The sequence below is a fragment of the Streptomyces sp. AC602_WCS936 genome (assembly GCF_019049125.1).
Taxonomy (GTDB): domain Bacteria; phylum Actinomycetota; class Actinomycetes; order Streptomycetales; family Streptomycetaceae; genus Streptomyces.
In genome coordinates, this window is sequence record NZ_JAGMUF010000129.1 from 26,444 (window position 1) to 52,310 (window position 25,867).

At 74.2% G+C, this 25,867-nt stretch carries 19 protein-coding genes; 9 read left to right on the forward strand and 10 right to left on the reverse strand.

All coding sequences use genetic code 11. The features are described 5' to 3' along the window. Positions 1 to 43: 43 nt before the first annotated feature. Both solA and KUM03_RS34935 read left to right on the forward strand, forming a co-directional pair. Positions 44 to 1,192, forward strand: coding sequence for an N-methyl-L-tryptophan oxidase (solA, locus tag KUM03_RS34930; protein WP_217254581.1), 1,149 nt, complete (start codon positions 44 to 46; stop codon positions 1,190 to 1,192). Continuing rightward, positions 1,189 to 2,319 carry an aromatic ring-hydroxylating dioxygenase subunit alpha gene (locus tag KUM03_RS34935; RefSeq protein ID WP_217254582.1) on the forward strand — a complete coding sequence of 377 codons (1,131 nt, stop codon included), beginning with the start codon at positions 1,189 to 1,191 and terminating at the stop codon, positions 2,317 to 2,319. The genes solA and KUM03_RS34935 overlap by 4 nt, the downstream gene beginning before the upstream one ends. Here the strand turns inward: KUM03_RS34935 and KUM03_RS34940 are convergent. The 4 genes from KUM03_RS34940 to KUM03_RS34955 all read right to left on the reverse strand — a co-directional run bounded on the left by KUM03_RS34940 (position 2,316) and on the right by KUM03_RS34955 (position 10,363). Then, positions 2,316 to 6,989 (reverse strand): hypothetical protein, encoded by a 4,674-nt coding sequence (locus tag KUM03_RS34940; RefSeq protein WP_217254583.1) that lies wholly within the window; start codon positions 6,987 to 6,989, stop codon positions 2,316 to 2,318. The two genes, KUM03_RS34935 and KUM03_RS34940, sit on opposite strands and share 4 nt — an antisense overlap. A 76-nt stretch (positions 6,990 to 7,065) precedes the next feature. After that, positions 7,066 to 7,947: a hypothetical protein gene (locus KUM03_RS34945; protein WP_217254584.1), complete on the reverse strand. Its 882-nt coding sequence runs from the start codon at positions 7,945 to 7,947 to the stop codon at positions 7,066 to 7,068. Between the two features lie 79 nt (positions 7,948 to 8,026). Next, a complete protein-coding gene (locus tag KUM03_RS34950) occupies positions 8,027 to 9,553 on the reverse strand; it encodes a hypothetical protein (RefSeq protein WP_217254585.1) in 1,527 nt (508 codons plus the stop codon). Between the two features lie 114 nt (positions 9,554 to 9,667). After that, complete coding sequence (locus KUM03_RS34955; RefSeq protein WP_217254586.1) at positions 9,668 to 10,363, reverse strand: GntR family transcriptional regulator; 696 nt, start codon at positions 10,361 to 10,363, stop codon at positions 9,668 to 9,670. Positions 10,364 to 10,488: 125 nt separating this feature from the next. Between KUM03_RS34955 and KUM03_RS34960 the strand changes: the two genes are divergently transcribed. Beyond that, positions 10,489 to 11,811 (forward strand): MFS transporter, encoded by a 1,323-nt coding sequence (locus tag KUM03_RS34960; RefSeq protein ID WP_217254587.1) that lies wholly within the window; start codon positions 10,489 to 10,491, stop codon positions 11,809 to 11,811. Continuing rightward, a complete protein-coding gene (locus KUM03_RS34965) occupies positions 11,808 to 12,644 on the forward strand; it encodes a putative hydro-lyase (RefSeq protein WP_308406475.1) in 837 nt (278 codons plus the stop codon). The genes KUM03_RS34960 and KUM03_RS34965 overlap by 4 nt, the downstream gene beginning before the upstream one ends. Before the next feature lie 76 nt (positions 12,645 to 12,720). On the opposite strand, the gene KUM03_RS34970 is transcribed toward KUM03_RS34965, so the two are convergent. The 5 genes from KUM03_RS34970 to KUM03_RS34990 all read right to left on the reverse strand — a co-directional run bounded on the left by KUM03_RS34970 (position 12,721) and on the right by KUM03_RS34990 (position 18,746). After that, positions 12,721 to 13,569: an SGNH/GDSL hydrolase family protein gene (locus KUM03_RS34970; RefSeq protein ID WP_217254588.1), complete on the reverse strand. Its 849-nt coding sequence runs from the start codon at positions 13,567 to 13,569 to the stop codon at positions 12,721 to 12,723. Continuing rightward, positions 13,566 to 14,726 (reverse strand): glycosyltransferase, encoded by a 1,161-nt coding sequence (locus KUM03_RS34975; protein ID WP_217254589.1) that lies wholly within the window; start codon positions 14,724 to 14,726, stop codon positions 13,566 to 13,568. Before KUM03_RS34975 ends, KUM03_RS34970 begins: the two co-directional genes overlap by 4 nt. Continuing rightward, on the reverse strand, positions 14,723 to 15,850 hold the full coding sequence (locus KUM03_RS34980; protein WP_217254590.1) for a glycosyltransferase family 1 protein: 1,128 nt from the start codon (positions 15,848 to 15,850) through the stop codon (positions 14,723 to 14,725). Before KUM03_RS34980 ends, KUM03_RS34975 begins: the two co-directional genes overlap by 4 nt. 750 nt (positions 15,851 to 16,600) lie before the next feature. Beyond that, positions 16,601 to 18,019, reverse strand: a complete 1,419-nt coding sequence (locus KUM03_RS34985) for a HEAT repeat domain-containing protein (RefSeq protein WP_217254591.1) — start codon at positions 18,017 to 18,019, stop codon at positions 16,601 to 16,603. Positions 18,020 to 18,353: 334 nt separating this feature from the next. After that, positions 18,354 to 18,746 (reverse strand): ankyrin repeat domain-containing protein, encoded by a 393-nt coding sequence (locus KUM03_RS34990; protein WP_073730749.1) that lies wholly within the window; start codon positions 18,744 to 18,746, stop codon positions 18,354 to 18,356. A 321-nt stretch (positions 18,747 to 19,067) separates the two neighbouring features. Here KUM03_RS34990 and KUM03_RS34995 point away from each other — a divergent pair, with 321 nt between their 5' ends. Together KUM03_RS34995 and KUM03_RS35000 are read left to right on the forward strand one after the other, a co-directional pair. Continuing rightward, a complete protein-coding gene (locus KUM03_RS34995; protein ID WP_003977410.1) occupies positions 19,068 to 19,262 on the forward strand; it encodes a hypothetical protein in 195 nt (64 codons plus the stop codon). Positions 19,263 to 19,314: 52 nt separating this feature from the next. After that, positions 19,315 to 21,072, forward strand: a complete 1,758-nt coding sequence (locus tag KUM03_RS35000) for a hypothetical protein (protein ID WP_217254592.1) — start codon at positions 19,315 to 19,317, stop codon at positions 21,070 to 21,072. Positions 21,073 to 21,386: 314 nt separating this feature from the next. Here the strand turns inward: KUM03_RS35000 and KUM03_RS35005 are convergent, their stop codons facing one another. Then, complete coding sequence (locus tag KUM03_RS35005; RefSeq protein ID WP_217254593.1) at positions 21,387 to 22,886, reverse strand: PLP-dependent aminotransferase family protein; 1,500 nt, start codon at positions 22,884 to 22,886, stop codon at positions 21,387 to 21,389. 101 nt (positions 22,887 to 22,987) lie between these two features. Between KUM03_RS35005 and KUM03_RS35010 the strand changes: the two genes are divergently transcribed. Genes KUM03_RS35010 through KUM03_RS35020 form a run of 3 tightly spaced genes read left to right on the forward strand, consistent with a single transcriptional unit; the run spans position 22,988 to position 25,821 of the window. Beyond that, positions 22,988 to 23,647: a YitT family protein gene (locus KUM03_RS35010; RefSeq protein WP_217254594.1), complete on the forward strand. Its 660-nt coding sequence runs from the start codon at positions 22,988 to 22,990 to the stop codon at positions 23,645 to 23,647. Next, complete coding sequence (locus KUM03_RS35015; RefSeq protein ID WP_217254595.1) at positions 23,644 to 24,420, forward strand: glycerophosphodiester phosphodiesterase; 777 nt, start codon at positions 23,644 to 23,646, stop codon at positions 24,418 to 24,420. The genes KUM03_RS35010 and KUM03_RS35015 overlap by 4 nt, the downstream gene beginning before the upstream one ends. 51 nt (positions 24,421 to 24,471) lie before the next feature. Next, positions 24,472 to 25,821: an MFS transporter gene (locus KUM03_RS35020; protein ID WP_217254596.1), complete on the forward strand. Its 1,350-nt coding sequence runs from the start codon at positions 24,472 to 24,474 to the stop codon at positions 25,819 to 25,821. The last annotated feature ends 46 nt before the right edge of the window (positions 25,822 to 25,867 follow it).

Consider the following 25,867-nt stretch of genomic DNA (forward strand, 5'->3'; position numbering starts at 1 on the left):
AAAGCCAAGCCCCGGACACCAGAATCGCTAGGAGGGCCCTCCGTTGTCCCCCACCTACGACGTGATCGTCATCGGCCTCGGCGGCATGGGCAGCGCCGCCGCGCACCACCTGTCCGCGCGGGGCGCCCGCGTGCTGGGACTGGAGAAGTTCGGCCCGGTGCACAACCGCGGCTCCAGCCACGGCGGTTCCCGGATCACCCGGCAGTCGTACTTCGAGGACCCGGCCTACGTGCCGCTGCTCCTGCGCGCCTACGAGCTGTACGAGGAGCTGGAGCGGGACACCGGCCGGGACATCGCCCTGCTGTGCGGCGGCGTGATGGTCGGGCGGCCCGACTCGTGGACCGTCTCCGGCTCGCTGCGCTCGGCCCGCGAGTGGGGCCTGCCGCACGAGTTGCTGGACGCCCGGGAGATCCGCCGCCGCTTCCCCACGCTCACGCCCGCGGCCGACGAGGTCGCCCTGTACGAGGCCAAGGCGGGCCTGCTGCGCCCGGAGAACACGGTCGCCGCCCACCTCCAGCTCGCCACCCGGCAGGGCGCCGACCTGCACTTCGACGAACCGATGACGCGCTGGGAGCCGTACCGGGACGGCGTGCGGGTGCACACCGCCGACAACACCTACACCGCCGCACAGCTGGTGATGTGCCCGGGGGCCTGGGCGCCCCGGCTGCTGGCCGACCTGGAGGTGCCGTTCACGGTCGAACGCCAGGTCATGTACTGGTTCCAGCCGAGGAACGGAGTCCGCCCCTTCCGCCCGGGGCGCCAGCCCATCTACGTCTGGGAGGACGCGGCCGGCGTCCAGGTCTACGGGTTCCCGGCCATCGACGGCCCCGGGCAAGGCGCCAAGGTCGCCTTCTTCCGCAAGGGAAACGCCACCACGCCGGAGACCATCGACCGCACCGTGCACGACCACGAGGTCGAGGCGATGGCGGACCACATGTCCACCCGCGTCCCGGACCTGCCCGGGACCTTCCTCAAGGCCGCGACCTGCATGTACACCACCACCGTCGACGAGCACTTCGTCATCGCCCGGCACCCCGCGCACCCCGGATCGGTCACCGTCGCCTGCGGTTTCTCCGGACACGGCTTCAAGTTCGTGCCCGTGGTCGGCGAGATCCTGGCCGACCTGGCCCTGACCGGCACCACCGCGCACCCCATCGGCCTCTTCGATCCCCTCCGAGGAGTACGCACGTGACGACGACTCCCCTGTCCCCCAGCCTCATCTCGACGCTTCCGGGCCGCTACTACACCGACCCGGAGGTCTTCCGTCAGGAGCAGCGGCACGTCTTCGAGGCGATGTGGGTCTGCGCGGTGCGCGGCGCCGACCTCGAGCGGCCCGGCGCCTTCCGCACCGTGCAGGTCGGCCGCGAGAACGTGATCGTCACGCGTACCCGAACCGGCGGGCTGCGCGCCTTCCTCAACATCTGCCGGCACCGTGGCGCCCGGCTCTGCCTGGAGGAGTCCGGCGAGGTGCGGCGCACCCTCCAGTGCCCCTACCACGCCTGGACGTACGACCTCGACGGCCGGCTGGTCGCCGCGCCCAACCTGACGAAGATGCCGGACGTCGACCGTTCCGCGTACGGCCTGGTCGAGGTCGCCCTGCGCGAATGGCTCGGCTACGCCTGGGTGTGCCTGGCCGACGAGCCGCCCTCCTTCGAGGAGACGGTGCGGGGCGCGGCCGTCGAGCGGCTCGGCGACCCGGCCGCGATCGAGCGGTACGGGACGGAGCGGCTGGCGCTGGGCCGGCGCGTGACGTACGACGTACGGGCCAACTGGAAGCTGATCGTCGAGAACTTCATGGAGTGCTACCACTGCGCGACCATCCACCCGGAACTCACCGACGTGCTGCCCGAGTTCGCCGACGGTTACGCGGCCCAGTACTACGTGGGCCACGGTGCCGAGTTCGGCGAGGGGGTGCGGGGCTTCACGGTCGACGGCAGCGAGGGCTTCGGCCGGCTGCCCGAGGTGTCGGACGGCCAGGACCGGCGGTACTACGCCGTCACCGTGCGGCCGACGGTCTTCGTGAACCTGGTGCCGGACCACGTGATCCTGCACCGCATGTTCCCGATGGCCGAGGATCGCACGGTGGTCGAGTGCGACTGGCTGTACGCGCCCGAGGTCGTGGCGTCCGGGGCCGACCTGTCGAAGTCGGTCGAGCTGTTCCACCGGGTCAACGTCCAGGACTTCGCGGCCTGCGAGCGGACCCAGCCGGCGATGTCGTCCCGGGCCTACCGCGCGGGCGGCGTGCTGGTGCCGACCGAGCATCACATCGGGGTCTTCCACGAGTGGCTGCTCGGGCGGCTCGGCGGAGACCTCCCCTAGGCCGGTGACTGCGCGGGCCGTTTGAACATCCGCGTGGCCGTGATCTCGCTGTGCACCGTCTCGCCCTCGCCCTCACCGGACGGGACCGGCTGGGGCAGGCCCGGCCTCAGGTGCTCCTCCACGCTGATGTACTTCAGGCCCGCCCTGAGGTCGGCGTCGTTGCGCAGCCGGATGACCAGCGGGAACTCGGCCAGCGCGGTCGTGTCGAAGAGGCCGGTGGTGTAGAGGAGCTGGACGCCGAGCGCGTCGGAGACGGCCCGCTGGAGTTCCAGCAGGTAGGTGGCGTTGGCGCGGCCGATGGGGTTGTCGAGGAACAGGGTGCCGGCGTGCCGGTGCCGGTCGCGGCCCCGGTCGTTGCTGCGGAGCGCGGCCATCGTGCAGTACAGGGCGATGGCCGCGGTGAGCAGCTGGCCGCCGGAGAAGACGTCGCCCATCTGGCCGACGGGGACGCGCTCGGCGCGCAGTACGGCGTCCGGCTTGAGGATCTCGACGGCGACGCCCTTGGGCTGAAGGGCGGCGGCGACGCCGCGCAGCAGCAGGGACATGCCGTCGCGGCGCAGGTCGGAGTTCTTCTTGACGGCCGCCCGGGTGGCCTCGTCGACGACCTCGCCGAGGCGCTCGGTGAGAGTCGCCTGGTCGGGTTCCTCGAAGCGGATGCGCAGGAATTCCTGCCCGGACCACTCACCGAGGCCTTCGGGCAGCCGGGACAGCCGCTGGGCGGAACGGAGGGTGGCGAGGGCCGACTCGACCAGGCCGCGCAGCCGGTCCACGATCGAGTCGCGGTTGCGTTCGAGCTGGGCCAGTTCGTCGGTCAGGACGCGGAGGCGGGGCTCGAAGGCCTCGGCCCACTTGGCAGCGTGCTCGGGCAGCGCGGAGGCGGGCAGTTCGCGGATCTGCTGGCGGGCGGGCGTGCGGACCTGCTCGTACCGGGTGGAGTTGGCGTGCCGGACGAGGACGTCGCTCGCCTCGCGTACGGCGGACTCGGCGGCGGACAGGTCGGCGGCGCAGCCGCGCAGGGAGCGGCGGGCCTCGGCGGCGGCGCGGCGGGCCTGCTCCATGGTGTCCGGGTAGGGCTCGGGCTCCTCCTGCTCGTCCTCGGGGTGCTCGCGCAGCAGGTCGCGGAGCATGGCGGCGACCTCGTCGAAGCCGCCGGCCGCGTCATCGGCGGCCCGGTGGGCGTCGAGCAGTCCGGCGTGGGCCTCGCGGGCCTGGGACAGCGCCTCGGTGTGGGAGGCCAGTTCGGCGGTCGCCGTGCGCAGCAGGGCCTGGGCGTGTTCGGCGTCGCGCGGCAGGAGCTCTTCGGGGAGTTCGGTGTGGGCGTCGCCGTCCTCGGGTGCGTGGCGTTCGGCCTCGCCGCGCAGCCGGCCGAGCTGCTCGCTCGCGTGCGACATCCGCGTCTCCAGGAGCTGGACCAGCTCCTCCGCGCGGGCGGCGGCAGCCTGCCGGGAGGGTCCGTCGGAGCCGTCGGGCGACTCCAGCAGCTGGGCGGCCCGGGTGCGGACCTTGTTGCTGAGCCGGTCCAGTTCGGCGCGGGCGGCGCTCTCGTCGCTCTCCGCCCGGGCCTGCTCGGCGCGCAGATCGGCGCCGACGCCGACCTTCTCGTACACCTGGGAGGCGGCCCGGTAGGCCTCGCGGAGGTCCGGCAGGGACGCCTTCGCCTTCGGCGCGTCCGTGCCGTCCCCGGGTGCCTCTTCCGGTACGTCGTCGGGGGCGCCGGCGATCTCGGCGCGCTCGGCGCGCAGCGCGCGGGCGGTGCGGCGGGCGTCGTCGGCGGCGCGCTGGGCGGCGCGGCGGTCCTCGTCGGCGGCGCGGGCCCGCTCCAGGCAGGCCTGCGCGCGGGCCTCGGCCTCGGTGCCCTCGTCGGCCAGTTCGCGGAGCCTGGCCTGCCAGCCGGCGCGCTCGCGCAGCCGGAAGGCGAGCCCGGCGAGGGCGTCGGCGGCGCGCCGGGCCTTCTGCGCGGCCTCCTGCCGTTCGTCGCGCACCCGTACGGCCTCGGCGGCACTCTCCTCGGCCTCGGCCCGCGCGGTGCGCGCCTCGGTCAGCTCGGCCTCGGTCTCCTCGGCGAAAGCCTGCGCCTCCTCGGAGGTCCGGGCCAGTTCGGCGAGGCGTCCGGCCGGGCAGCCGGTGCGCCAGGAGGCGAGCCGAGCCGCCAGCTCCCGGTCCTTGCCGAGCCGCGCGGCGAGGGTGCGGATCTCCTCGTCCCGCTCCGTCGCCCGCGCACGCAGCGTCTGCCGCTCCTCGTCGGCGGCGTGCTCGTCGTGCATGGCGGGGTTCGGCGGTACGAGGAACACATCGCCGGTGTCGGTGCCGGAGCCGGGGGCCGGGGTGGGCGCGAGCAGGGCGGCGGCCGTGCCGACGGCGACGGCGGAGCGCGGCAGCAGGGCCGCGTCGCCGAGGACCTCGCGGGCGCGGGTGTGCGAGTCGGGGTCGGTGATGATCACGCCGTCGACCAGTTCGGGCCGGGCGGCGAGCACGCGCGCGTGGTCGGCGGGGTCGACGGCCTGGGCGAGGTAGCGCCAGCCGGGCAGGGCGGGGATGCCGTGCTCGCCCAGGAACTCCACGGTGGCCAGCACGTCGGGGCCGGGCGGCAGCAGTCCGCCGTCGCCGAGGGCGCCGAGGATGCGGGAGTCGTCGGCGGCGGCGGTGCGCAGGTCGAACAGCTGGCGTTCGGCGGAGGAGACGGTGTCGTCGAGCAGTTCGCGGAGTTCGTCGGCGAAGCGGTCGAGCTCTTCGGCGGTCAGTGCTCCGTCGGCCGTGTGGTGTACGGCGGCCGGATCGCCGCCGTCCGTGTCCTGGCGGGGCTGCGGGATGCCGGGGCGGGAACCGGCGGCCAGACCCAGCAGGTCGGCGAGGCGTTCCTCGGCCGCAAGCGACTCGGCGGTGCGGCGCTCGGTCTCGTGGGCGTTCCTGGCCGCGGTGGCCGCGTCGGCCGCGCGGGCCGCCGTCAGTTCGGCGCGGCTCTCGGCGGCGGCTGCCTCGCGTGCGTGCTCGGTGGCCCGGCGGGCCGCCTCCCGGGCGGTGTCCCACGCCTCCACGGTCGTCTTCTCGGCGTCGCTGGCCGCGAGGGCGGCCCTCGCGGGGTCGGCGTCGGGTGCGCTGTCGTCGAGCCAGCCGGCGCGGACCGCCTCGGCGGTCTCCTGCTCGACCTCGGTGAGGCGCTGGCGCAGGTGCCCGGCCTCGCTGCGGGCGCGCTGGGCCTCGGTGGCGGCGGTGGTGGCGTCCCGGTGGGCGGTGTCGCTGACCTCCTGGAGGGCGGCGGAACGCTCCTCCTCCTCGTTGGCGTGGTGCTCGGCCTTGCCGGCCGCCGCGTGCAGGGCGCGGACGAGGTCGACGGCGGCCTTGGCGCGGGCGGCGAGCGCGGGGGCCGCGTCCCGCTCGGCCTCCTGGATGGCGGCGGAGACGCGGGCGACGCGGTCGGCTGCGGCGCGGTGGCGCAGGACGGCTTCGGCGGCCTGCCAGGCGGAGTGCAGGGTACGGGCGTCGGCGAGTTCGCGCTTCTGCGCGGCGGCGGACTTCTCCGCGGCGGTCAGGGCCAGCGAGGCGTGCCGGTAGGCGAGTTCGGCGGCGACGAGGGCGCTGCGGTCCCGGGCGGACTCGGCGTGCGTGACGGAGTGGGCGGCGGCGGTGACCCGCTGGGCGAGGTCGCCGGCCCGGACGCGCTCCCGGGCGCCGCGCGCGGAGAGCCGGCGTGCGAGGGTCCTGGTCCGGCGTTCGGCGGCGGTGTGGATGTCGCGGGCGCGGGCGCGGGCGTCGGTGGCCTCGACGATCCGGCCGAGGAGGTCGACGGACCCGGCGGTGAAGTCGCGTTCGGCGATCAGTTCGGCGCGGCGGCCCAGCTTGTTGCCGAAGCCGCCGACCAGGTCGGCGAGTCCGTCGGTGTCGCGGGTGTCGGTGACGGCGCGCAGCAGGAGGTCGGTGAAGTCGGAGTCCTTCTTGACCGCGAAGAGGCCGGCGGCCTCGCCCTCGTCGGCGTTCATCTCGCGCTGGTAGCGGAAGAGTTCGGGGTCCAGGCCGAGGTCGCCGAGGTGCTCGATCCAGCGGTCGTGGATCTCCTCCCAGTGCACCTCCAGGTGCGGGTAGGCCTTCGAGGCCTCGGTGATGGCGTCCCGGAAGCCCTTCATGGTGCGCCGGCGTCCCTGGGCGCCCGAGACGCCCTCGACGGGCGGGCGGACGGCGGTGGCCTCGGCGACGGGCAGGTTGTCCAGGGTCAGTCCGGGGCCGGGCCGGAAGGAGTACCAGGCCTCGGCGAACTTCCGCGGGTCGCTGGAGACCTGGCGCCCGCGCCACTCGCTGACCTTGCCGACGACGACGCACTCGCCGGTCTGCACGTGCTGCCACTCCAGCGCCACGTGTCCGCAGTCGTCGGCGAGGAGGAACTTGCGCAGTACGCCGGAACTGGCGCCGCCCAGGGTGTTGCGGTGGCCGGGGAGCATCACCGAGAAGATCAGCTTGAGCAGCACGGACTTGCCGCCGCCGTTCTCCAGGAACAGCACGCCGGCGGGCGCGGGGCGGCGCGGGGGGCCGACCGGCTCCTCCTCGAAGAACTCCGCCTGCGTGGGGGCGGGGTCGGGCACGGGCTCGCCCACACCGCGCAGGTCAAGCACGGTGTCGGCGTAGCGCGCACCGGCGGGTCCGATCGAGTAGAGACGGACCCGGGACAGCTCGTACATGGCGGACTCTCGTAAGTCTTCGGGTAGTCGGGGAGGTGAAGGCGCGGGGTGCGGGCGGTGAGCGGGTGCTCGGTGGTCAGGAGCCGTGGAAGGGCAGGCCGGCGTCGGCCGCCAGTTCCAGGTCGTCCGTCTCGTCGGCGGGCAGCAGCGTCGCCGTGCCGTCGGTGACGGGGACGATGCCGAGCTCCAGCAGCTCGGCCATGGCGGCGCTGCCTGCCATGTCGCGCACCTGGAGCTGGTAGCGGGCGGTGGTGCGGTACGTGCCGCCGTTGTCGTCGCCGGTGCGCTGGAGGAAGCCGGACTCGGTGAGGAAGGCGGCGGCCTTGCCGACGATGCCGGTGGTGGAGCCGGGGAGTCTGCGGGCGTCCTTGGTGGCGCCGGTCGAGCTGCGTCTGGCCCAGATCCGCCAGGCGGCCTCCAGGCCGGGCGCGTCGGTGGCCGGGTCGGTGTTCTCGCCCTGCTCCTCCGCGCGTTCCTCCAGGCGCCGGCAGGCCTGGCGGACGAAGGCGTCCACTCCGTTGACCGTGACGCGGCCGATGTAGCCGTCGTCGGCGAGGTCCTCGGGACGCGGGAAGGCCATGGCGGCGACGGCGAGGTGGGCGAGTCCGTGCAGGAAGCGGTCGCCGGAGTCGGTGGCGGCGCGACGCGCGTAGTCGCCCATGCGGACGGCGAACACCGAGTCCTCGGCGGCGGTGACGGCCATTCCCGCGCGCGGGGACACCTCCAGGACGACGAGCCCGAGGCCGGCGGCCACGGCGTCGGCGAGGCGGGCGAAGGGCGGGTCCTCGCGGTAGCGGCGCAGCAGGTCGGCGTACTCCTGGTCGCGGGCGGGGAGCAGCTTGGGCTGGAGGCCGAAGGCGACGAGCCGCGCCGCGTCGGCGGCGTCGGCGGGCGTGACGGCCGCGGTGGCCGGCGCGGCGCCCGCTTCCGGTTCGCTCCGGTCGACGTGCTCGGTCACGGTCGGTTCTCCTCGTTGTGCTGATGCCGGTTGTGCTGGTGGTGGTCCGGGGGCCGGGGGCAGGACCGACCGTGCGTTCTCATGCCGCCTCCGAGCGGTCGGCGGCCATTCCGGCCGCGTCCAGCAGTGCCGTGCCGACGACGAGGTCGGCACCGCCGAACTCCGGGTCGTCCAGCTCGGTGCCGTCGTCCACGGCGAACAGCAGCTTGGGCTCGCCCTGCCGGTAGGCGGTGCCGACCGGGGGGCTGGCCGCGTGGACGGCCAGGAGGGCCACGAGGTAGGGCAGTTCGGGGTCCTGGGCGCGGGCGTCGGCCAGCAGTCCGGACAGCCGGCGCGGTGCGTCGTGCGGCAGGTCGAGGAGCTCCATGGCGGCGGCGAGCTGCTCCTCGCTGAAGCGGCTGTCGTCCGGGGTGGCGATCAGGTCGGGTTCCGGCATCTCGGCGCCCAGGTGCTCCCGCTCCACGGGCGGGGTCAGCAGTATGTCGACGAGGTCGCCGACCCGGACGGAGACGGGCGTGCGCAGACCGGTGCCGCGGGCGAAGAAGGCGTCCGTGGCGCGGAGCGCCTGCTCCAGCGGCAGCGGCAGGACGGGGGCGACGAGGTGGCCGTACAGGTCCAGGCCCGAGGTCGTCAGGGGGGTGCCGAAGGCCTGCCGGTCCTGCTCGGCGCGGAAGAGCGGGCCGGCCTCCAGGAGGCGGGACTGGAGCTGGGTGTGGCGGCGGATGCAGTCCTTGACGATGTCGACGAGCTCGGCGGCGCGGCGCTTGTGCTCGAAGTCCTCGGACTCGTCGCGGGCCTTGCGGATGTTGGTGAGGATCGCGTTCTCGTGGCGGTACCGGTCGGCGACGTGCTCCAGGGCCTCGGCGATCATGTCGGGGACGGTGGTGAGCCAGTCCACCGCACGGACGTTGCGCCGGGTGGCGTCCAGGGCCTTGCGCAGGGTTTCCGAGTACTGCACGGTCCGGTACCGGGCCTGTTCGGCGGCGAGCTGGGCGTCGGCGAGCCGGCCGCGGCTGATCAGCACCTCCAGCTTGACCTCGGCGGCGATCTGGGCGCTGGTGACGTCGGTGTCCAGGGCGCCGACGAGGACGTTGACCGCCTCGTCGGTGGTGCGCAGGTAGACGGTGCCGCCGGGGCCGGGGACCTCCTCCAGGAGCTTGAAGTCGTAGTCGCGGCGCACGTAGGTGCCGTCCGGGCCGAAGGTGCCGTACACCGCGCGGAAGCCGCGGTCGACGCTGCCGACGTTGATCAGGTTCTCCAGGACCCAGCGGGCCACGCGCTCGTGCTCGGCGGCAGGCCGCGCCGGGGCCTGGGCGGCGACGCGCGGGATCAGCCGGGCCACGATCTGGTCGTGGTCGGCGCCCGTGTCGAAGTCCATGTTGAGCGTGACCAGGTCGATGGCGGCCAGGGCGACCTCCGCCATGCCGTACACCGAGTACTCGCCCGCGAGGTTGGCCTTGCGCGCGTCGAGGTCGTGCAGCGGCGCCGTGCAGGCGAGCGCGCGCAGCCGCCGCGCCAGTCCCTCGTCGGCGGCCGGGCCCGGTGCGGGGCGCGGCCCCGCGCTGAGCTGGGGCGGAACGCTGTCCGTCGATGCAGGCGAAGTCACGGTGCACAGACTAGGTCCTCGGTCTGACAACGACCCAAACGGCACAGATGCGCCCGACCGACAGGCGTCGCGGACGGCCGGGCCCCGAGGGACGGCGAGCCCCGCCCGGGGTGGCTAGGACTCGTCCCCGACCCGCCGCAGGTAGACCTCCACGACCCGCTTCAGCGAGTTCTCGAGGTAGACGGCGAGCAGTCGCGCGGCCTGCTCGCGTTCGCCGGTCCGCAGGGTGTCGAGGAGCTCCGCGTTGCGCGCGATGTAGGGCTCGTGCAGGCGCTGTGGGTCGTCCACCACGTGGAAGGCGAGGCGCAGTTCGGCGAAGACGCTGCGCATCAGCTCGTCGGTGCGTTCGCTGCCGGCGAGGGCCACCAGTTCCCGGTGGAAGTGGATGTTGGCCGTACCCACCCCTTTCCAGTCACCTTCGCGGGCCGAGCGGCGCCCGTCCTCGACCGCCTCGGCGAGTCCGTCCAGGGCGTACGGCGGGTCTCCCAGGCCGCGGACGACTGCGCACTCGACGAGGGTCCGGGTGCGGTAGATGTCCTCGACGTCCTCGACGGTCAGGACCCGGACGAAGACGCCCCGGTTCAGCTCATGGACGAGCAGGCGTTCGTGCGTGAGCAGCCGGAACGACTCGCGCAGGGTGTTGCGGGAGACGCCGAGCGCACCGCCGATGCTGTCCTCCGACAAGCGGGTGCCGGGCGGGAAGTAGCCGTCGGCGATCCGGCTCCTGAGGATGTCCGAGACCCGCTCCGCGGTGCTGGTCCGCCCTAGGAGGGCGCGGTCGTCCGCCAGTCCCGTCAACTGCTCTGCCATGCCCGGAATTCAATCGCAGATGCCAGAACGAAACAACAGGGGTATTGAGGGATCGTTGAACGATCCCCTACGGTGCCGTGAAGTGCCCAGCGCCCGATCGCCCGCCCTCCCTCTGCGAGGTGCCCATGAGCACGTCCCCTCCTCCCCCGCCGGCCGTGTCCGCCGAAGCCGGTTCCGTCACTGATCAAGGTCCCTCCGAGGACGGCCCGTTCGGCTGGCTGCGGGCCCTGGGGCCGCGGGGCCGTCGTGCCTTCGGCGGTGCGTTCGGCGGCTACGCCCTCGACTCGTACGACTACTTCACGCTGCCGCTCACCATGGTCGCGCTGTCCGCGTACTTCGGCCTGGACAGCGGTCAGACGGGGCTGCTCACGACCGTCACACTGGTCGTCTCCGCCGTCGGCGGTGCCCTCGCGGGCGTCCTGGCGGACCGCGTCGGCCGGGTCAAGGCGCTGCTGCTCACCGTGATCACCTACGCGGTGTTCACGGTGGCCTGCGGTTTCGCCCCCAACTACGAGACCCTGCTGGTCTTCCGTGCCCTCCAGGGCCTCGGCTTCGGCGGCGAGTGGGCGGTCGGCGCGATCCTGGTCGCCGAGTACGCGAGCGCCAGGCACCGGGGGCGCACGCTCGGCGCGGTCCAGAGTTCCTGGGCCGTGGGCTGGGCGCTCGCGGTGGTCGTCTACACGCTGGTCTTCTCGCTGGCCGGAGACGACCTGGCCTGGCGCGTGATGTTCTGGACGGGCGCGCTGCCCGCGCTGCTCGTGGTCTGGGTGCGGCGCAGCGTCCACGACGCGCCCAGGGCCACCGAGGTCCGTGAGAAGAGCGCCGGGAAGGGCTCGTTCGCGGCGATCTTCAGGCGGGGCACCGCGGGCACGCCGGGCCTGCTGCGGGTGACGCTCTTCGCGAGCCTGCTCTCCACCGGCGTCCAGGGCGGCTACTACACCCTCGCCACCTGGGTGCCGACGTATCTCAAGGACGAACGCGACCTGTCGGTCGTCGGCACCGGCGGCTACCTGACGTTCCTGATCTCGGGCGCCTTCATCGGCTATCTGACCGGCGGCTACCTCACCGACCGGCTGGGCCGCAGGCGCAACATCTGGCTCTTCGCCCTGCTGTCGGCGGTCTGCATCCTGGCGTACGCGAACATCCCGAGCGGCGCCAACACCCTGCTCCTGGTGCTCGGTTTCCCGCTCGGCTTCTGCATGTCCGCGATCTTCAGCGGCTTCGGTTCGTACCTGAGCGAGCTGTACCCGACGGCGGTGCGAGGCGCGGGCCAGGGTTTCACGTACAACACCGGGCGCGCCGTGGGCGCCGTCTTCCCGACCACGGTCGGCTTCCTGGCCGACAGCTGGGGTGTGGGCGGCGCGCTGGTCTTCGGCGCCATCGGCTACGGCATCGCGGCGCTGGCCCTGCTGGGGCTGCCGGAGACGCGCGGAAGGGAACTGTCGTGACGTACTCCCCGCACCCCGTGGCCGAGGACCGGCCGGTCGTCCTCGTCGACGAGCACGCGCACGCGTGGAGCCCGGGAACGGCCCGCGCACGATTCCGGGAAGGGCTGACCGGTCCCACGGCCGGGGTCGCGGCCGGCCACACCCAGGCCAACCTGATCTCGGTGCCCGCCGACTGGGCGTACGACATGCTGCTCTTCTGCACCCGCAATCCGCAGCCCTGCCCCGTGCTCGACGTCACGGACGCCGGGTCGTGGACCACCGCGCTCGCCGACGGCGCGGACCTGCGCACCGATCTGCCGCGCTACCGGGTGTGGCGGGACGGCAAGCTGGTGGACGAGCCGGCGGACGTACGGGCGCACTGGCGCGACGACCTGGTGTCCTTCCTGATCGGCTGCAGCTTCACCTTCGAGTGGGCGCTGACCGCTGCGGGAGTCCCCATCCGCCATGTCGAGCAGGGCCGCAACGTGCCGATGTTCGTCACCACCCGGCAGTGCCGTCCGGCCGGGCGGCTGCGCGGGCCGATGGTCGTGTCCATGCGTCCGGTGCCGCCCGCGCATCTGGACGCGGCGATCCGCGAGACCGGCCTGCTCCCGGCGGTGCACGGCAGCCCGGTGCACTGCGGTGATCCGTCGGCGCTCGGCATCGCCGACCTGGACCGGCCGGACTTCGGCGACCCGGTGGACGCCGAGCCGGACGACATCCCGGTGTTCTGGGCGTGCGGCGTGACCCCGCAGGCCGCGATCATGGCCTCGCGTCCGCCCTTCGCGCTCACCCACGCGCCGGGGCAGATGTTCCTCACCGACGCGCGGGACGAGCAGTACCGCGTGGTCTGAGTCCCGGACACCCCGACGGACACCGGAGAACGGACCTCGCTCGAACTCCCGTCACGCCACTACCCACACGCCCCCGTCACGCCGCCTCCGGCCTCTCGGTCGCCGACAGGGCCGTGAGCGCGGCGGAGACCGCGGCGGACGTGCGCAGGTCGAGGCGGGCGCTCGTGCCGCGCGCGTGGTGGCGCAGTTCGTCGGCGGCCAGGGTCAGCAGTTGGGGCAGGAGGTCGGTGCAGCGCCGGGCCACCCAGCCGGTACCGGCGGTGGCCAGCCACCACAGGCTCGCCGCCCTGGTGGGGGCGGGGAACTCGGTGTCGGGCGAGGGCGCGGGACCGGTCGCGGCGCCGCGCTCGGCGAGCAGGGCGTGGAAGCGCAGGGCGAGCTGTCGGTGGCCCCGCTCGCCGGGGTGCAGCCGGTCCGCGCTCCACATCCCACGGTCGGTGGTCCAGCCGCCCTCGCACGCGTGCAGGTGCACGGCCCCGTACCGGTCCGACAGCGCGTGCACCACGGCGTTGACCGCCTGCTGCCGCCGGCCCAGCGGGCGGGCCAGCGCCCCCGGCAGCCCGAGCATCGTCCCGGGGTCCGGCAGGCAGGCGGTGAGCAGTAGCGCGCCCTGAGCGGTGAACGCGGCGTACACCGTGTCCAGCCGGGCCGCGACCGCGCGGATGTCGAAGGTGCGGCGCAGGGTGTCGTTGACGCCGACGACGACGGACACGACGTCGGGCCGCAGGGCGAGGCCGGCGGGCAGTTGCCGCCCGGCCACGTCGAGGGTCTGCGCCCCGCTGACGGCGAGGTTGGTGAACTCCGCGGGCTCCTCGGCGAGTCCGGCGGCGAGCAGCGCGGCCCATCCGCGCCACCCGCTCCCGACCGGGTCGCCGACGCCCTCGGTCAGCGAGTCGCCGAGGGCCACGAACCGGACGCGTCTCATGACACGGTCTCCGGCAGCACGGGGTGCGCGGGCAGCGCCGCGTCGTGCGCGGCCAGGAACGCCCGGACCGCCGCGTCCCAGCCGAAACACTCCGCACGCGCGCGTGCCGCCTCCCGCCGCTCCGCCTCCCGGCGGCCGAGGAGCAGGGCCACGGCGTCGGCGAAACCCTCCCCGCGGCCGGCGGCGACGGCTCCGGCGGAGCCGATGACCTCCGGCAGCGCCGACGACGCGCTGGCCACCACGGGCGTACCGCACGCCATCGCCTCCAGCGCGGCCAGCCCGAAGGTCTCGGCCGGTCCGGGCGCCAGGCACACGTCGGCGGACGCCTGGAGGGCACCGAGCAGCCCGCGGTCGGCGACGTGCCCCAGGAAGGTCACCGGCAGCCCGCGCTCCCGCGCCCGCTGCTCCAGCCGCGGACGCAGCGGTCCGTCCCCGGCCACCACCAGCACCGCCCGCTCGCCCCGCCGCCGCAGCGCCGCCAGCGCGTCGAGCGCCGTGCCGGGCCGTTTCTCCACGGACAGCCGGGAGCACATCACCAGCAGGGTCTCGTCCACGCGCGCGTGCCGGGCGCGCAGCGCCACATCGCGCAGCGCGGGGTGCCGTCCGGCCAGGTCGACGCCGAGCGGGGCGCGTACGACGTTGCGGGCCCCGATGCGGACGAACTCCCGCTCGGCGAACTCCGTCGTGCACACCACGCGCGCGTAGGTGTGCGCCGTACGGAGATTGAGGGCGTCGGCGGTGCGCCGGGCCGTCCGCTCGGGCACGCCCCAGGTGCGCAGCACACCGTCGGCGCTCTCGTGGGAGACCATCACGGCGGGGACCCGGGCCCGCCGGGCCCACTTGCCGGTCCAGCGCAGCGTGGTGCGGTCGGAGACCTCGAGACGGTCGGGGGCCAGTTCCTCCAGCAGCGCGGCCACGCGCCGCCTGTCGGTCAGGACGCGGTAGCCGCCGGCGCCCGGCAGCAGGGGCCCGGGGAGGGTGATGACGCGGCCCTGTTCGGTCTCCCGGTCGTCGGCGTGCTCGCCGGGGACGATGAGGACGGGGTCGTGTCCGGCGGCCCGGAAGCCCTTGCCGAGCTCGCGCAGCGCGGTGCGCAGGCCCCCGGACGCCGGGGCGACGAAGTTCGCGAGCCGGACGATCCGCAGTGCGCCGCTCATGCCGCCAGCACCGCCTTCCGGGTGGCGAGGACGTCCGTGTAGTGCCCGACCAGCCGGTCGCCGACGGCCGCCCAGGTGCGGCCTTCGACGGCGGCCCGCCCGGCGGCGCCGTACGCGGCCCGCAGCGCGGGGTCGGCGGACAGGGACCACACCGCGTCCCGTACGGCAGCGGCGTCGCGCGGCGGCACCAGCAGACCGGTGCGCCCGTGGGCGACGAGGTCCAGGGGGCCGCCCGCGGCGGGCGCGACGACGGGAACGCCGCTCGCCATGGCCTCCTGCACGGTCTGGCAGAACGTCTCGAAGGGACCGGTGTGCGCGAAGACGTCCAGGGAGGCGAAGACCCGGGCGAGTTCGTCGCCGGTGCGGCGGCCGAGGAAGACCGCGCCCGGCAGCGCCTGCTCCAGGCCGGGCCGGCTGGGCCCGTCCCCGACGACCACCACCCGCACGCCGTCCAGCCCGCAGACCCCGGACAGCAGCTCCACCTGCTTCTCCGGCGCGAGCCGCCCGACGTATCCGACGATCAGCTCGCCGTTCGGGGCGAGTTCGCGGCGCAGGGTCTCGTCGCGCCGGTCGGGCCGGAAACGGACGGTGTCCACCCCGCGCGGCCACAGGCTGACCCGGGGCACGCCGTGCGACCTCAGGTCGCGCAGGGCCGCGCCGGACGGGGCGAGGGTGAGGTCGGCGGCGGAGTGCACGGAGCGGATGCGCCACCAGGCCGCCGCCTCGCCCGCTCCCATGTACGTACGGGCGTAGCCGGCGAGGTCGGTCTGGTAGACGGCCACCGCGGGGACGCCGAGGCGGGCGGCGGCGGCCATGCCCCGCACGCCGAGGACGAACGGGCTGGCCAGGTGGACGAGGTCGGCACGGTGTTCGGCGATCGCCGCGGCCACGCGCCGGCTGGGAAGGGCGACGCGGACCTGGGGGTAGCCGGGGAGCGGAAGGGAGGGGATCCGGACGAGGGGGCACGGCGCGGAGGTGTCCGCATCGGTGCCGGGGGCGGCGGCCGGGGCGACGACCACGCAGTCGTGACCGCGGTCGACGAGGTGCCGGGCGGTCTGGAGCGTGCAGTGGGCCACGCCGTTCACATCGGGGGGAAAGGATTCGGTCACGATGACGACACGCATACCCGTGTTGTCGCCGGGCTGGACGTGCTCGCGTCAACGTCGATCTTTCCGGGCGAGGAACGTCCCATGAGCGTTGCCCCGCCCGTCCGGGCGGGTCAGCCCGCGGCCACACCCGCCGTACTTGCGGGCCATCCGTCGTTCACGCGGCAGGGCTGCCGCCCGGCCCCGGGGCCCCGCCCCGGTGCCGGTTCCGTCCACCCCACGCGCCCGGCGGCAGGAAGGCACCGGCTCGCCCGAATTCTCTCGGCGGCGGTACGGACGTACGAGACCCACCCGCGCCCGGACGGCCGCGGGCAGCGTCCCGCAGGCCGAACACCCGGCACGAACGCCACCTCCTCGGCCCGCGCGCATCCCCTTACCCAGGCCTGCCCGCGCAGTCGCCCGCCCCCTCCGGCATCCCGAACACCGGCCCGGCCGCACAACACGCCGACCAGGCTCCGCTCTCCGCCGATCCCGCAACCGGCAGGAAGCACGCCACCTCACCAGTCGGTACCCACTCGGGGAGACGGGCAGACGGGCGGCTCACTCCGCGTACTCGACGCGGTAGCCGGATCTCGGTGTCCGCCCGTGGCGGCCCCGGCCGTACGCTCACCGCGCGGGCGCGACAGGGACCTGCGCGCGGCTGAGCGAGCGGGACCGGCGCGCGCGGCCCCGGCACGACCGCCGAACCGGCCCGCCCGGCTTCCCGGGCCTGCTCAGCCCCAGGCCCGCCCAGCCTTCTGGGCCTGCTCAGCCCTCCCCCCGGCCCGCTCACATCGCGGGCGCGTCCGGGCCGAAGCGGCTGCGTACGGCCGTCTGGACCTCGTCCTCCTCGGCCGGATCGGCGGCCAGCCTGCGCAGGCGTTCGACGACGCGGTTGTCGCCGGTCTCGGCGTGGCGGGCGGCGATTTCGCGGGTGGTCTCCTCGCAGTCCCACAGGCATTCGATGGCGAAGCCGGCGGCGAAGGAGGGATCGGTTGCCGCCAGCGCCCGGGCGGCCCGGCCGCGCAGGTGGGAGGAGGCGGTCTCGCGGTAGATGTGGCGCAGCACGGGGGCGGCGCAGGCGATCCCGAGCCGGCCGGTGCCGTCGACGAGGGTCCACAGGGTCGGCGCGTCGGGGCCTTCGCCGCGGATCGCCTCCCGCAGGGCGGCGAGGACGAGGTCGCGGTCCTGTGCTCCGCCCCGGCAGGCCAGTACGCGCCCGGCGGCGGCGCCGAGGGCGTCGGGCCGGTGGACCCAGCTGCGGGCGCGGTCGACGGCGGCGAGGCTGCGCATGCGTTCGAAGGCGGAGACCGCTGCCTCCATGACCGGTGTCGAGCCGATGGTCACGGCGCCCTCGATCAGGTCGAGGGCGTCCGGGTCGTTGCCGTCGGCGAGATAGCGCAGGGCCGTGCAGCGGGCGCCCTCGCCGCCGGACCGGGCGGCCTCGATGATCTCGGGGCGGTCCTCGGGGCCGGCGACGGCCGCGAGGCACCGGGCGGCCGGCACATGGAGCGCGGCGCCGCGCGCGACGCCCTGGTCGGCCCAGTCGAACACGGCCCGCACGCTCCACTCCGGGCGCGGCCCGGTGGAATTCAGCTGCCGCTGCCATCGGTCGAAACAGCCGCGCTCCTGGGCGGCGCGCACCCGCGCGGCGATCGATTCGCGCGGATCGTCGGCCCACAGGCGCCAGGGCCGTGGTTCGAAGGCGTCACGGACCGCGACGGCCAGCTCGGCGTCGCCCTCCGCGTCACGGGGGAAGCGGGCGAGGACGGGCGCGGCGAGGGCCCGCAGGCCGGCGTCGTCGTCGCGCAACGCCAGCTCGTCCAGGGCCCACGCCCAGTTGACACCGTGGGCGGCGTACCTGCGCAGCAGCTGGAGCGCGTCCAGCCTGCCGTACGAGGCGAGGTGGCCGAGGACCGCGAGGGCCAGCCCGGTGCGTGACTCGTCGGAGTCCAGGACGTCCTCGGGGTCGAAGAGGTGGGCCTCGATGGCGTCCAGCTCGCCGCCCACGTCGAGGTACAGGCGGGCGTAGTAGAGGGAGCGGTTCTCCACCTGCCAGTCGTGGCGGGGGTCGTGGAGCACACAGTGGTTCAGTGCCGCGAGCGCTTCGGCGCGCGGAGCGGTGAGCGCATGCAGCGTGCCGTCGCCGCGACCCCGCTGAAGCAGGCCGAGCAGCGTACCGCTGGGCGCTATGACCGGATCGAACATGGGAAACAGCCTCACATCAAGCGTCGACGCAACCGGGGAGCACGCGTTACCTGGCCGTGCGCCAACACGTCGGAGCGCCCGCCGTCTCTTGCTTGCTGAAGACCATGTTCCTCTGCCTCTCGTCGGTGGCCCTTGCGGGCCGTGTCACGGCCCGCGCGGTGCGGCAACATCTGCCCAGCCATCACGTCCGTGAACCACGTCGTCATGATGGCCCGGCGGTCACATCTGCCGCGACCGAAATTTCGGCGGCCCGGTACCGCCTCCCCCGTTTTTTGTGTTTCGCCTGGTCAGAATGGTCGGAGCGAGCCCGGATCAGATCCGGTCCCGCGTCCGGTCACTGGGCGCCGAACAGCTCGAGGAGCTCCGTCCGGGCGAACATCCGCGCCGTGTCCACGGCCGACGGGGTACCGGCGGAAGGGTCCGCTCCGGCCTCCAGGAGCGCCTTGGTCACTTCCGTCTCACCCTTGAAGGCGGCCCCGGCGAGCGGAGTCTGACCCCGGTCGTTGACGCGGTCGGCCTCGGCGCCCCGCGCCAGCAGGGCGCGCACCGCGTCGGCGTGGCCGTGATAGGCGGCGAGCATGACGAGGGAGTCGCCGCGGTCGTTGGTCAGATTGGCGGGGACACCGGCGTCCACGTAAGCGACCAGTTCCTCGGTCCGGCCCTGCCGGGCCAGGTCGAAGATCTTGGTCGCCAGCTCCACGACCTCGGGGTCGGGGGCTTCACTCATCGGCCGGACCACCTCTCACTACGGACGCCGCACCGTGCGGACGTCGGGGGACTGCGGGTGCGCACGGCCGCGAGCGGTGCGGCCGTGCGAGTGAATCGCCAGGGTACTGGCTGGTGCGGCACGTCAGCGGAAGTGCCGGGGGGTAAAGATCGGCAAGGACCCGGCCGCGCGCAACAGCACTGCTCATCCGGCCCAGTCCCACCTACCCCACCCGGGGCAACTTCGCCGAATTTCCCCCATTTGCACCTTTTATCGTACGGATACATCCTGTGAGCCTGGAAGTACTCATGGTGACTGTCCCCGCGAACCAGGAGAACTCACATGATCCTCTCGATCTCAGGCGTGGTCCTGCTCGGCATCGTCGTCTTCATCTTCTTCCGCAAGGACGGCCTCAAGGCCTCGCACGCGCTGGTCGCGGTCCTGTTCGGGTTCTACCTCGCGTCCACGGCGATCGCCCCGAGCATCAAGGCGGGCGGCGAGAGCCTGGCGGGCCTCCTCGGCGGCATCAAGTTCTGACGTCCCCCCGACCCGCCCGACATCCGCACGTACGCACTCCCAGGAGGCAGCAGTGGCCCGGCGGCCCCTCCCCCGCATTCTGAGCAACGGCGGCGCACAGCTCGCCCGGAGCCGGGAGCTGGCCCGGACGGCGGCCGACAGCGCCACCGACGTCCTCCAGCCGCTGATCACGATCGGCCGCGGTCTGCGCCGGCTGGCCGCGGCCGCGCGGCTCAGGTGGACCGAGACCCCCAAGGACCGGCGCGGTGCGCTGCTGTTCCTGGTGGCCTCGGTGGTCCTGGTCGTGGCACTCGTGCCGTACGGTCCGCTGCTCGCCGTCATCGTCCTGATGGCGGCGGCAGCCTGGCAGGGCAGGGACCGCTCCCCGACGGCACCGGAGGGCCCGGACGACTCCCAGTCCCAGCGCCTGCGGTCGCTGTACGAGGCGCTGGTCCCGTACTTCTCCCTCGCCGAGGACCCCGACCCCCTGTACGCCCACGGCGGCGCCTGGGAGAAGGCCTTCCCGGCGTACGACTTCGACGACGGCGGCCGTTTCGCCCACCTGGTGATCCGCTACCCCGCGTACTTCACCGACGGGGAGGCGGACGCCCGGGCCCGCATCGAGCACCTGCTCACCGCCAAGGCGGGCCGGGGCCGGGAGTACCACTTCACCTGGAACGAGGAGGCCAACCACCTCACCGTCGACGTGCTCGCGGCGCTGCCCACCGACATCGCCGCCCAGAGCTTCGTGACGGCGCCCGGCGAGACCGTCCTCGGCTTCACCGACCCGACCCGGGTCCAGCGCACCCTCCCGCTCACCCACGGCGAGGAGCGGCGGGACGTGCCGCCGGTCGTCTGGCGCACCGGCATCCGCTCCACCGAGCCCCACCTGCTGGTCCTCGGGCAGCCGGGCACCGGCACGTCCACCCTGCTGCGCTCGGTCGCCCTGCAGGCTCTGCACCACGGCGACCTGCTGATCGTCGACGGCGGCGGCACCGGCGAGTACGCCTGCCTGGTCGGCCGGGACGGCGTGCTGGCCGTCGAGTGCGGGCTCACCGGGGCGCTGACCAGCCTGGAGTGGGTCGCCGCCGAGACGGAGCGGCGACTGATCGCCGTCAACCGCGCCCGGCAGGAGGGCGAGGTCCCACCCGACGACACCAGGCGGCCCCTGTGGGTCTTCCTGGACCGGCCCGGCGCCTTCTCCCACCTGGCCGCCGCGGAAGGCCGCAGGGACCCGCAGTCCCTGCTCCAGGTTCCGCTGCGGCACGGCCGTGCCGCGAGCGTGACGGTGGTCGTCGCCGACCAGCTGGACGCGCTGGACGGCCTCAGCGACGCCGTACGGCAGCACACGCGCGCGCGTGTCGTGCTCGGCCCGGCCACGGCCGACGAGCTGACGGCCGCGCTCGGGGCTCCCCCGCACACCACACCCGTCGACCAGGTCCCGCCGGGTCGGGGGTACGCCCGCCTGGGCACGGGCCCGGTGCACCGCCTCCAGGTCCCGGCCACCCCGGACCCGTACGACGACGCGACGAGCGAGACCCACCGCCGGGCGGTACTGGACCTGCTTCCGCCGCGCACGACACCGGCGGACGGGGAGCGGGCCCCGGTGCCGGTGGAGGCGGAGGCGGAGTTGAAGTTGGAGAAGAAGGTCTCCGCCGAGAAGAAGGTCTCCGCCGAGAAGAAGGACGAGCCGGAGCCGGAGACACGCGAGGCGGACGCCGAGCCGGCACCGGTCGCCGTGGAGGCGGCGCCGCAGGAGGTGGCCGCTGCGGTGGAACCGGGCCCCAAGGAGACGGTGGCCGCCAAGGCGGTCGCTGCGGAGACCACCTGACGCGCCACCGGCGAGGAGCCCTGCCCGGTACGTCGGGCAGGGCTCCTCGCCGTACTGGACAGCCGAGGGAGGCCGGACCGCCGGCCCCCGGCGTACTGGACCGCCGGGGCAGCCCGGACCGCCGCCCCCGCCGTGCCGAGCAGCAGCCGTCGGACGTCCCCCTCGCCGACGCCCTCACCGCCGATGTCTTCGCCGCGGACGATCTCCGCGCGGGCGCAGCCGGAGAGCGAAGGCGGGAGCGGCGACGGGAGCTGACCGGAGGACTGGACTCCCCGTCACCCGCCCGTCCGCCCGGCGCCCGCGCTCCGCACCCGCTACGCCACGAACGTCCGCGGCGGCTCGCCGCCCCCGACGCCCCCGTTCTCCACCAGCCGGGCCGCGGCGGCCAGCCTTACCGCCGCCTCCTCGGCCACCGCGCCGCCGACGGTGAACGGCAGCCGGACGTACCCCTCGAAGGCCCCGTCGACCCCGAACCGCGGTCCGGACGGGACCCGCACCCCGACCCGCTCCCCCGCCTCGGCCAGACGCGAACCCGACAGGCCCCCGGTCCGCACCCACAGGGTGAGGCCGCCGCGCGGTACCTCGAAGTCCCAGTCGGGCAGCTCACGGCGCACCGCGGCCACCAGCTCGTCCCGGTTCTGCCGGGCCTGCTCGCGCCGCACCTGGACGGCCTGCTCCCAGCCGCCGGTGCTGAAGAGCCAGTTCACGCCCAGCTGCTCCAGCACGGGCGTACCCAGGTCGGCGTACGCCCGCGCGGCGACCAGACTGCGGATCACGTCGGGCGCGGCGCGGACCCAGCCGATGCGCATGCCGGCCCAGAACGCCTTGCTGGCGGAGCCGACGGTGACGACCGTGGAGCCGGCCGGGTCGAAGGCGCACACCGGGCGCGGCATCTCGACGTCGTCGTCCAGCCACAGCTCGCTCATCGTCTCGTCGGCCACGAGTACCGTCCCCGCCGAGCGGGCCGCGTCCACCAGCCGCCGCCGCTGGTCGTCGTCGGCGAGCGCGCCGGTGGGGTTGTGGAAGTCGGCGACGACGTAGGCGATGCGGGGCGCGGCGTCGCGCAGCACCTGGCGCCAGCGGTCCACGTCCCAGCCGGTGAGCCCCTCGGCCATCGCGACGGGCACCAGCCGGGCTCCGGCCTCGCGCATCAGCTGGAGGATGTTGGCGTACGACGGCGACTCCACGGCGATCCGCTCGCCCCGTCCTCCGAACAGGTGGCAGATGGCGTCGATCGCGCCCATCGCCCCCGTGGTCACCATGATTTGCTCGGGCATGGTCGGGATGCCGCGCGCCGTGTAGCGCTCCGCGATCATCGCGCGCAGGGCGGGCAGCCCGGCCGGATAGTCGCCGTGGGTGTGCGCGTAGGGGGGAAGTTCCTCCAGGGCTCCCTGCACGGCGCGGGTGAGCCAGGGCTCGGGCGCGGGGAGCGCCGCGCAGCCGAGGTCGATCATCGAGCCGAGGGCCTCGGGCGGCAGCGGCTCCAGGCCGCGCGCGGGCAGGGGGTTCCCGGCCGGTACCGCCGTCCAGCTGCCCGCACCGCGGCGGGACTCGAGGAAGCCCTCCGCGCGCAGGGCCTCGTAGGCGGCGGCGACGGTGGTGCGGCTGACGGTCAGGGCCAGGGCCAGCTCGCGCTCGGCGGGCAGCCGGGCGGCGACCGGTACGCGTCCTTCGAGCACCAGCAGGCGGATGCCGTCGGCGAGCGCCCGGTAGGCGGGCGGACGGCGGGTGCCGGGCCCGGCGGGGCGGTCCTGCTGGGAGCCGAGCAGCCGGGCGAGCTGCCCCGCCCCCACAGCCGAAGTCCACTGCGCCATGGAAATCAGTCCACCTTCCCCGAATTGGCCATGGTTGGCCCTGCCTCTCAAGCCACAGGGTGTCATGCAGCAGGCCACTACCACCACACAGGGGGCACGTCTTGTCCAGCCGACCCAGCCAACGCCTCGCCCGCCGGCTCACCCAGCTCTACGGCGGTCTGGTGCTGTACGGCGCCAGTTCGGCGCTGCTCGTCAGGTCCGGGCTCGGACTGGAGCCGTGGAACGTCCTGCACCAGGGCCTCGCCGAGCGCACGGGCCTGTCGATGGGCGTGGTGCTGACCATCCTGGGCGCCATGGTGCTGCTGCTGTGGATTCCGCTGCGCCAGCGGCCGGGCCTCGGCACGATCTCGAACGTGCTGGTGATCGGTGTGGCGATGGACGCGACGCTGGCGCTCGTGCCCGACGCCCACGGCTGGACGCTGCGGATCGCCGCGATGGTGGCGGGGATCGTCCTGAACGGCGCGGCCACCGGGCTGTACATCGCCGCGCGCTTCGGTCCGGGCCCGCGCGACGGACTGATGACGGGGCTGAACCGGCGTACGGGGCTGTCGGTGCGCCTGGTGCGCACGGCCGTCGAGATCACCGTGGTGGTTACGGGCTTCGCCCTCGGCGGCACGGTCGGCGTCGGCACCCTCCTGTACGCCCTGTCGATCGGCCCGCTGGCCCAGGTGTTCCTGCGGGTGTTCGCCGTCCCGGCGGCATCCGACGGCAGCACGGTGGTTGCCGCCGGTCAACCCCGGCGCGCGATACTGCGTCGGTGACCACCCCGATACGCCATCCGCGCCACCCCTACCTGGACCACCCCGGTCCGATCGCCTTCGCCCACCGGGGCGGGGCGGCGGACGGCCTGGAGAACACGCTGCGGCAGTTCCGGCGCGCGGTCGAGGCGGGCTACCGGTACATCGAGACCGACGTCCACGCCACGCGGGACGGCAAGCTCGTCGCCTTCCACGACGCGACCCTGGACCGGGTGACGGACGGGGCCGGGCGGATCGCCGACCTGCCGTGGGAAAGGGTGCGCCACGCGCGCGTGGCGGGCGAGGAGCCGGTGCCGCTGTTCGAGGAGCTCCTGACGGCCTTCCCCGGCGTGCGCTGGAACATCGACGTGAAGGCGGAGCCCGCACTGCTGCCCCTGCTGGAGCTGATCGAGCGGACGGACGCCTGGGACCGGATCTGCGTCGGCTCCTTCTCCGAGGCGCGCGTGGTGCGCGCCCAGCGCCTGGCCGGGCCGCGCCTGGCCACCTCGTACGGCACCAGGGGCGTCCTCAACCTGCGGCTGCGCTCCTGGGGCGTCCCGGCGGCGCTGCGCCGTTCGGCGGTGGCCGCACAGGTGCCCGAGGTCCAGTCGGGCATCCAGGTGGTGGACCACCGCTTCGTGCGCGCCGCCCACGCGCGCGGACTCCAGGTGCACGTCTGGACGGTGAACGAACCCGACCGCATGCACCGGCTCCTGGACCTGGGAGTGGATGGCATCATGACCGATCACATCGACACACTGCGCGAGGTCATGGAGGACCGCGGCGTCTGGGTCTGAGGACCCCGCCCGGCCCGGGGGCGGCGCGGGCACGGGGAAGCGAGGGCACGGGTGGGCACCGACACCCTGCGGACGGACGCGTCCGACGGCGCCGACGGCCGGCGGCGCGAGCAGCGCGGCTGGTACTTCTACGACTGGGCGTGCTCGGTCTACTCGACGAGCGTGGTCACCGTGTTCCTGGGGCCGTATCTGACCTCGGTGGCGGAGGCGGCGGCGGACGCGGACGGTTACGTGCACCCGCTGGGCATACCCGTGCGCGCCGGGTCGTTCTTCGCCTACTCGGTGTCCCTGTCGGTGATCGTGGCGGTGCTGGTGATGCCCCTGGTGGGCGCCGCCGCCGACCGCTCGGGCCGCAAGAAGCCGCTGCTGGCCGCCGCCGCGTACACCGGTGCGGCGGCCACCACCGCGATGTTCTTCCTCGACGGCGACCGCTATCTGCTGGGCGGCCTGCTCCTGGTCGTCGCCAACGCCGCGCAGTCCGTGGCGATGATGCTCTACAACTCCTACCTGCCCCAGATCGCCCCGCCCGAGGAACGCGACGCGGTCTCCTCGCGGGGGTGGGCCTTCGGCTACGCGGCCGGCGCCCTGGTCCTGATCGCCAACCTGGTCCTTTACACCGGCCACGACTCCTTCGGGCTGACCGAGAGCGAGGCGGTCCGCGTCTGCCTGGCCTCCGCCGGGCTGTGGTGGGGCGCGTTCGCGCTCATTCCGTTGCGGCGGCTGCGCGACCGCCGTGCTCCCGCGCGGGAGGGCTCCGCCCTGCCCGGGTTCCGGCAGCTCGCCGCGACCGTCCGCGACATGCGGCGCCACCCGCTGACGCTGGCCTTCCTGCTGGCGTACCTGGTCTACAACGACGGCATCCAGACGGTGATCTCCCAGGCGTCCGTGTACGGCTCCGAGGAACTGGACCTCGGCCAGTCCACGCTCATCGTGGCGGTGCTGCTGGTCCAGGTGCTCGCGGTGGCGGGCGCGCTGGCGCTGGGGCGGCTGGCGCGGAGGTACGGCGCCAAGCGGACGATCCTCGGGTCGCTGGTCGCCTGGACGGTCACCCTGGCGGCCGGGTACTTCCTGCCGGCCGGGGCGCCGGTCTGGTTCTTCGTGCTGGCCGCGGGCATCGGGCTGGTCCTGGGCGGCAGTCAGGCGCTGTCCCGCTCCCTGTTCTCCCACCTGGTCCCGCCCGGCAAGGAGGCCGAGTACTTCGCGGCGTACGAGCTGAGCGACCGCGGGATGAGCTGGCTGGGGCCGCTGCTGTTCGGGCTCACCTACCAGCTGACGGGGAGCTATCGCGACGCGATCATCTCTCTGGTCGTCTTCTTCGTCCTCGGTTTCGGGCTCCTCGCGCGGGTGCCGGTGCGGCGGGCGATCGGCGACGCGGGCAATCCGGTACCCGAAAGGATTTAGCACTCGGCGCGAAAGGGCTGTAGTGTACGCGTTTGGCCTGCCAGGC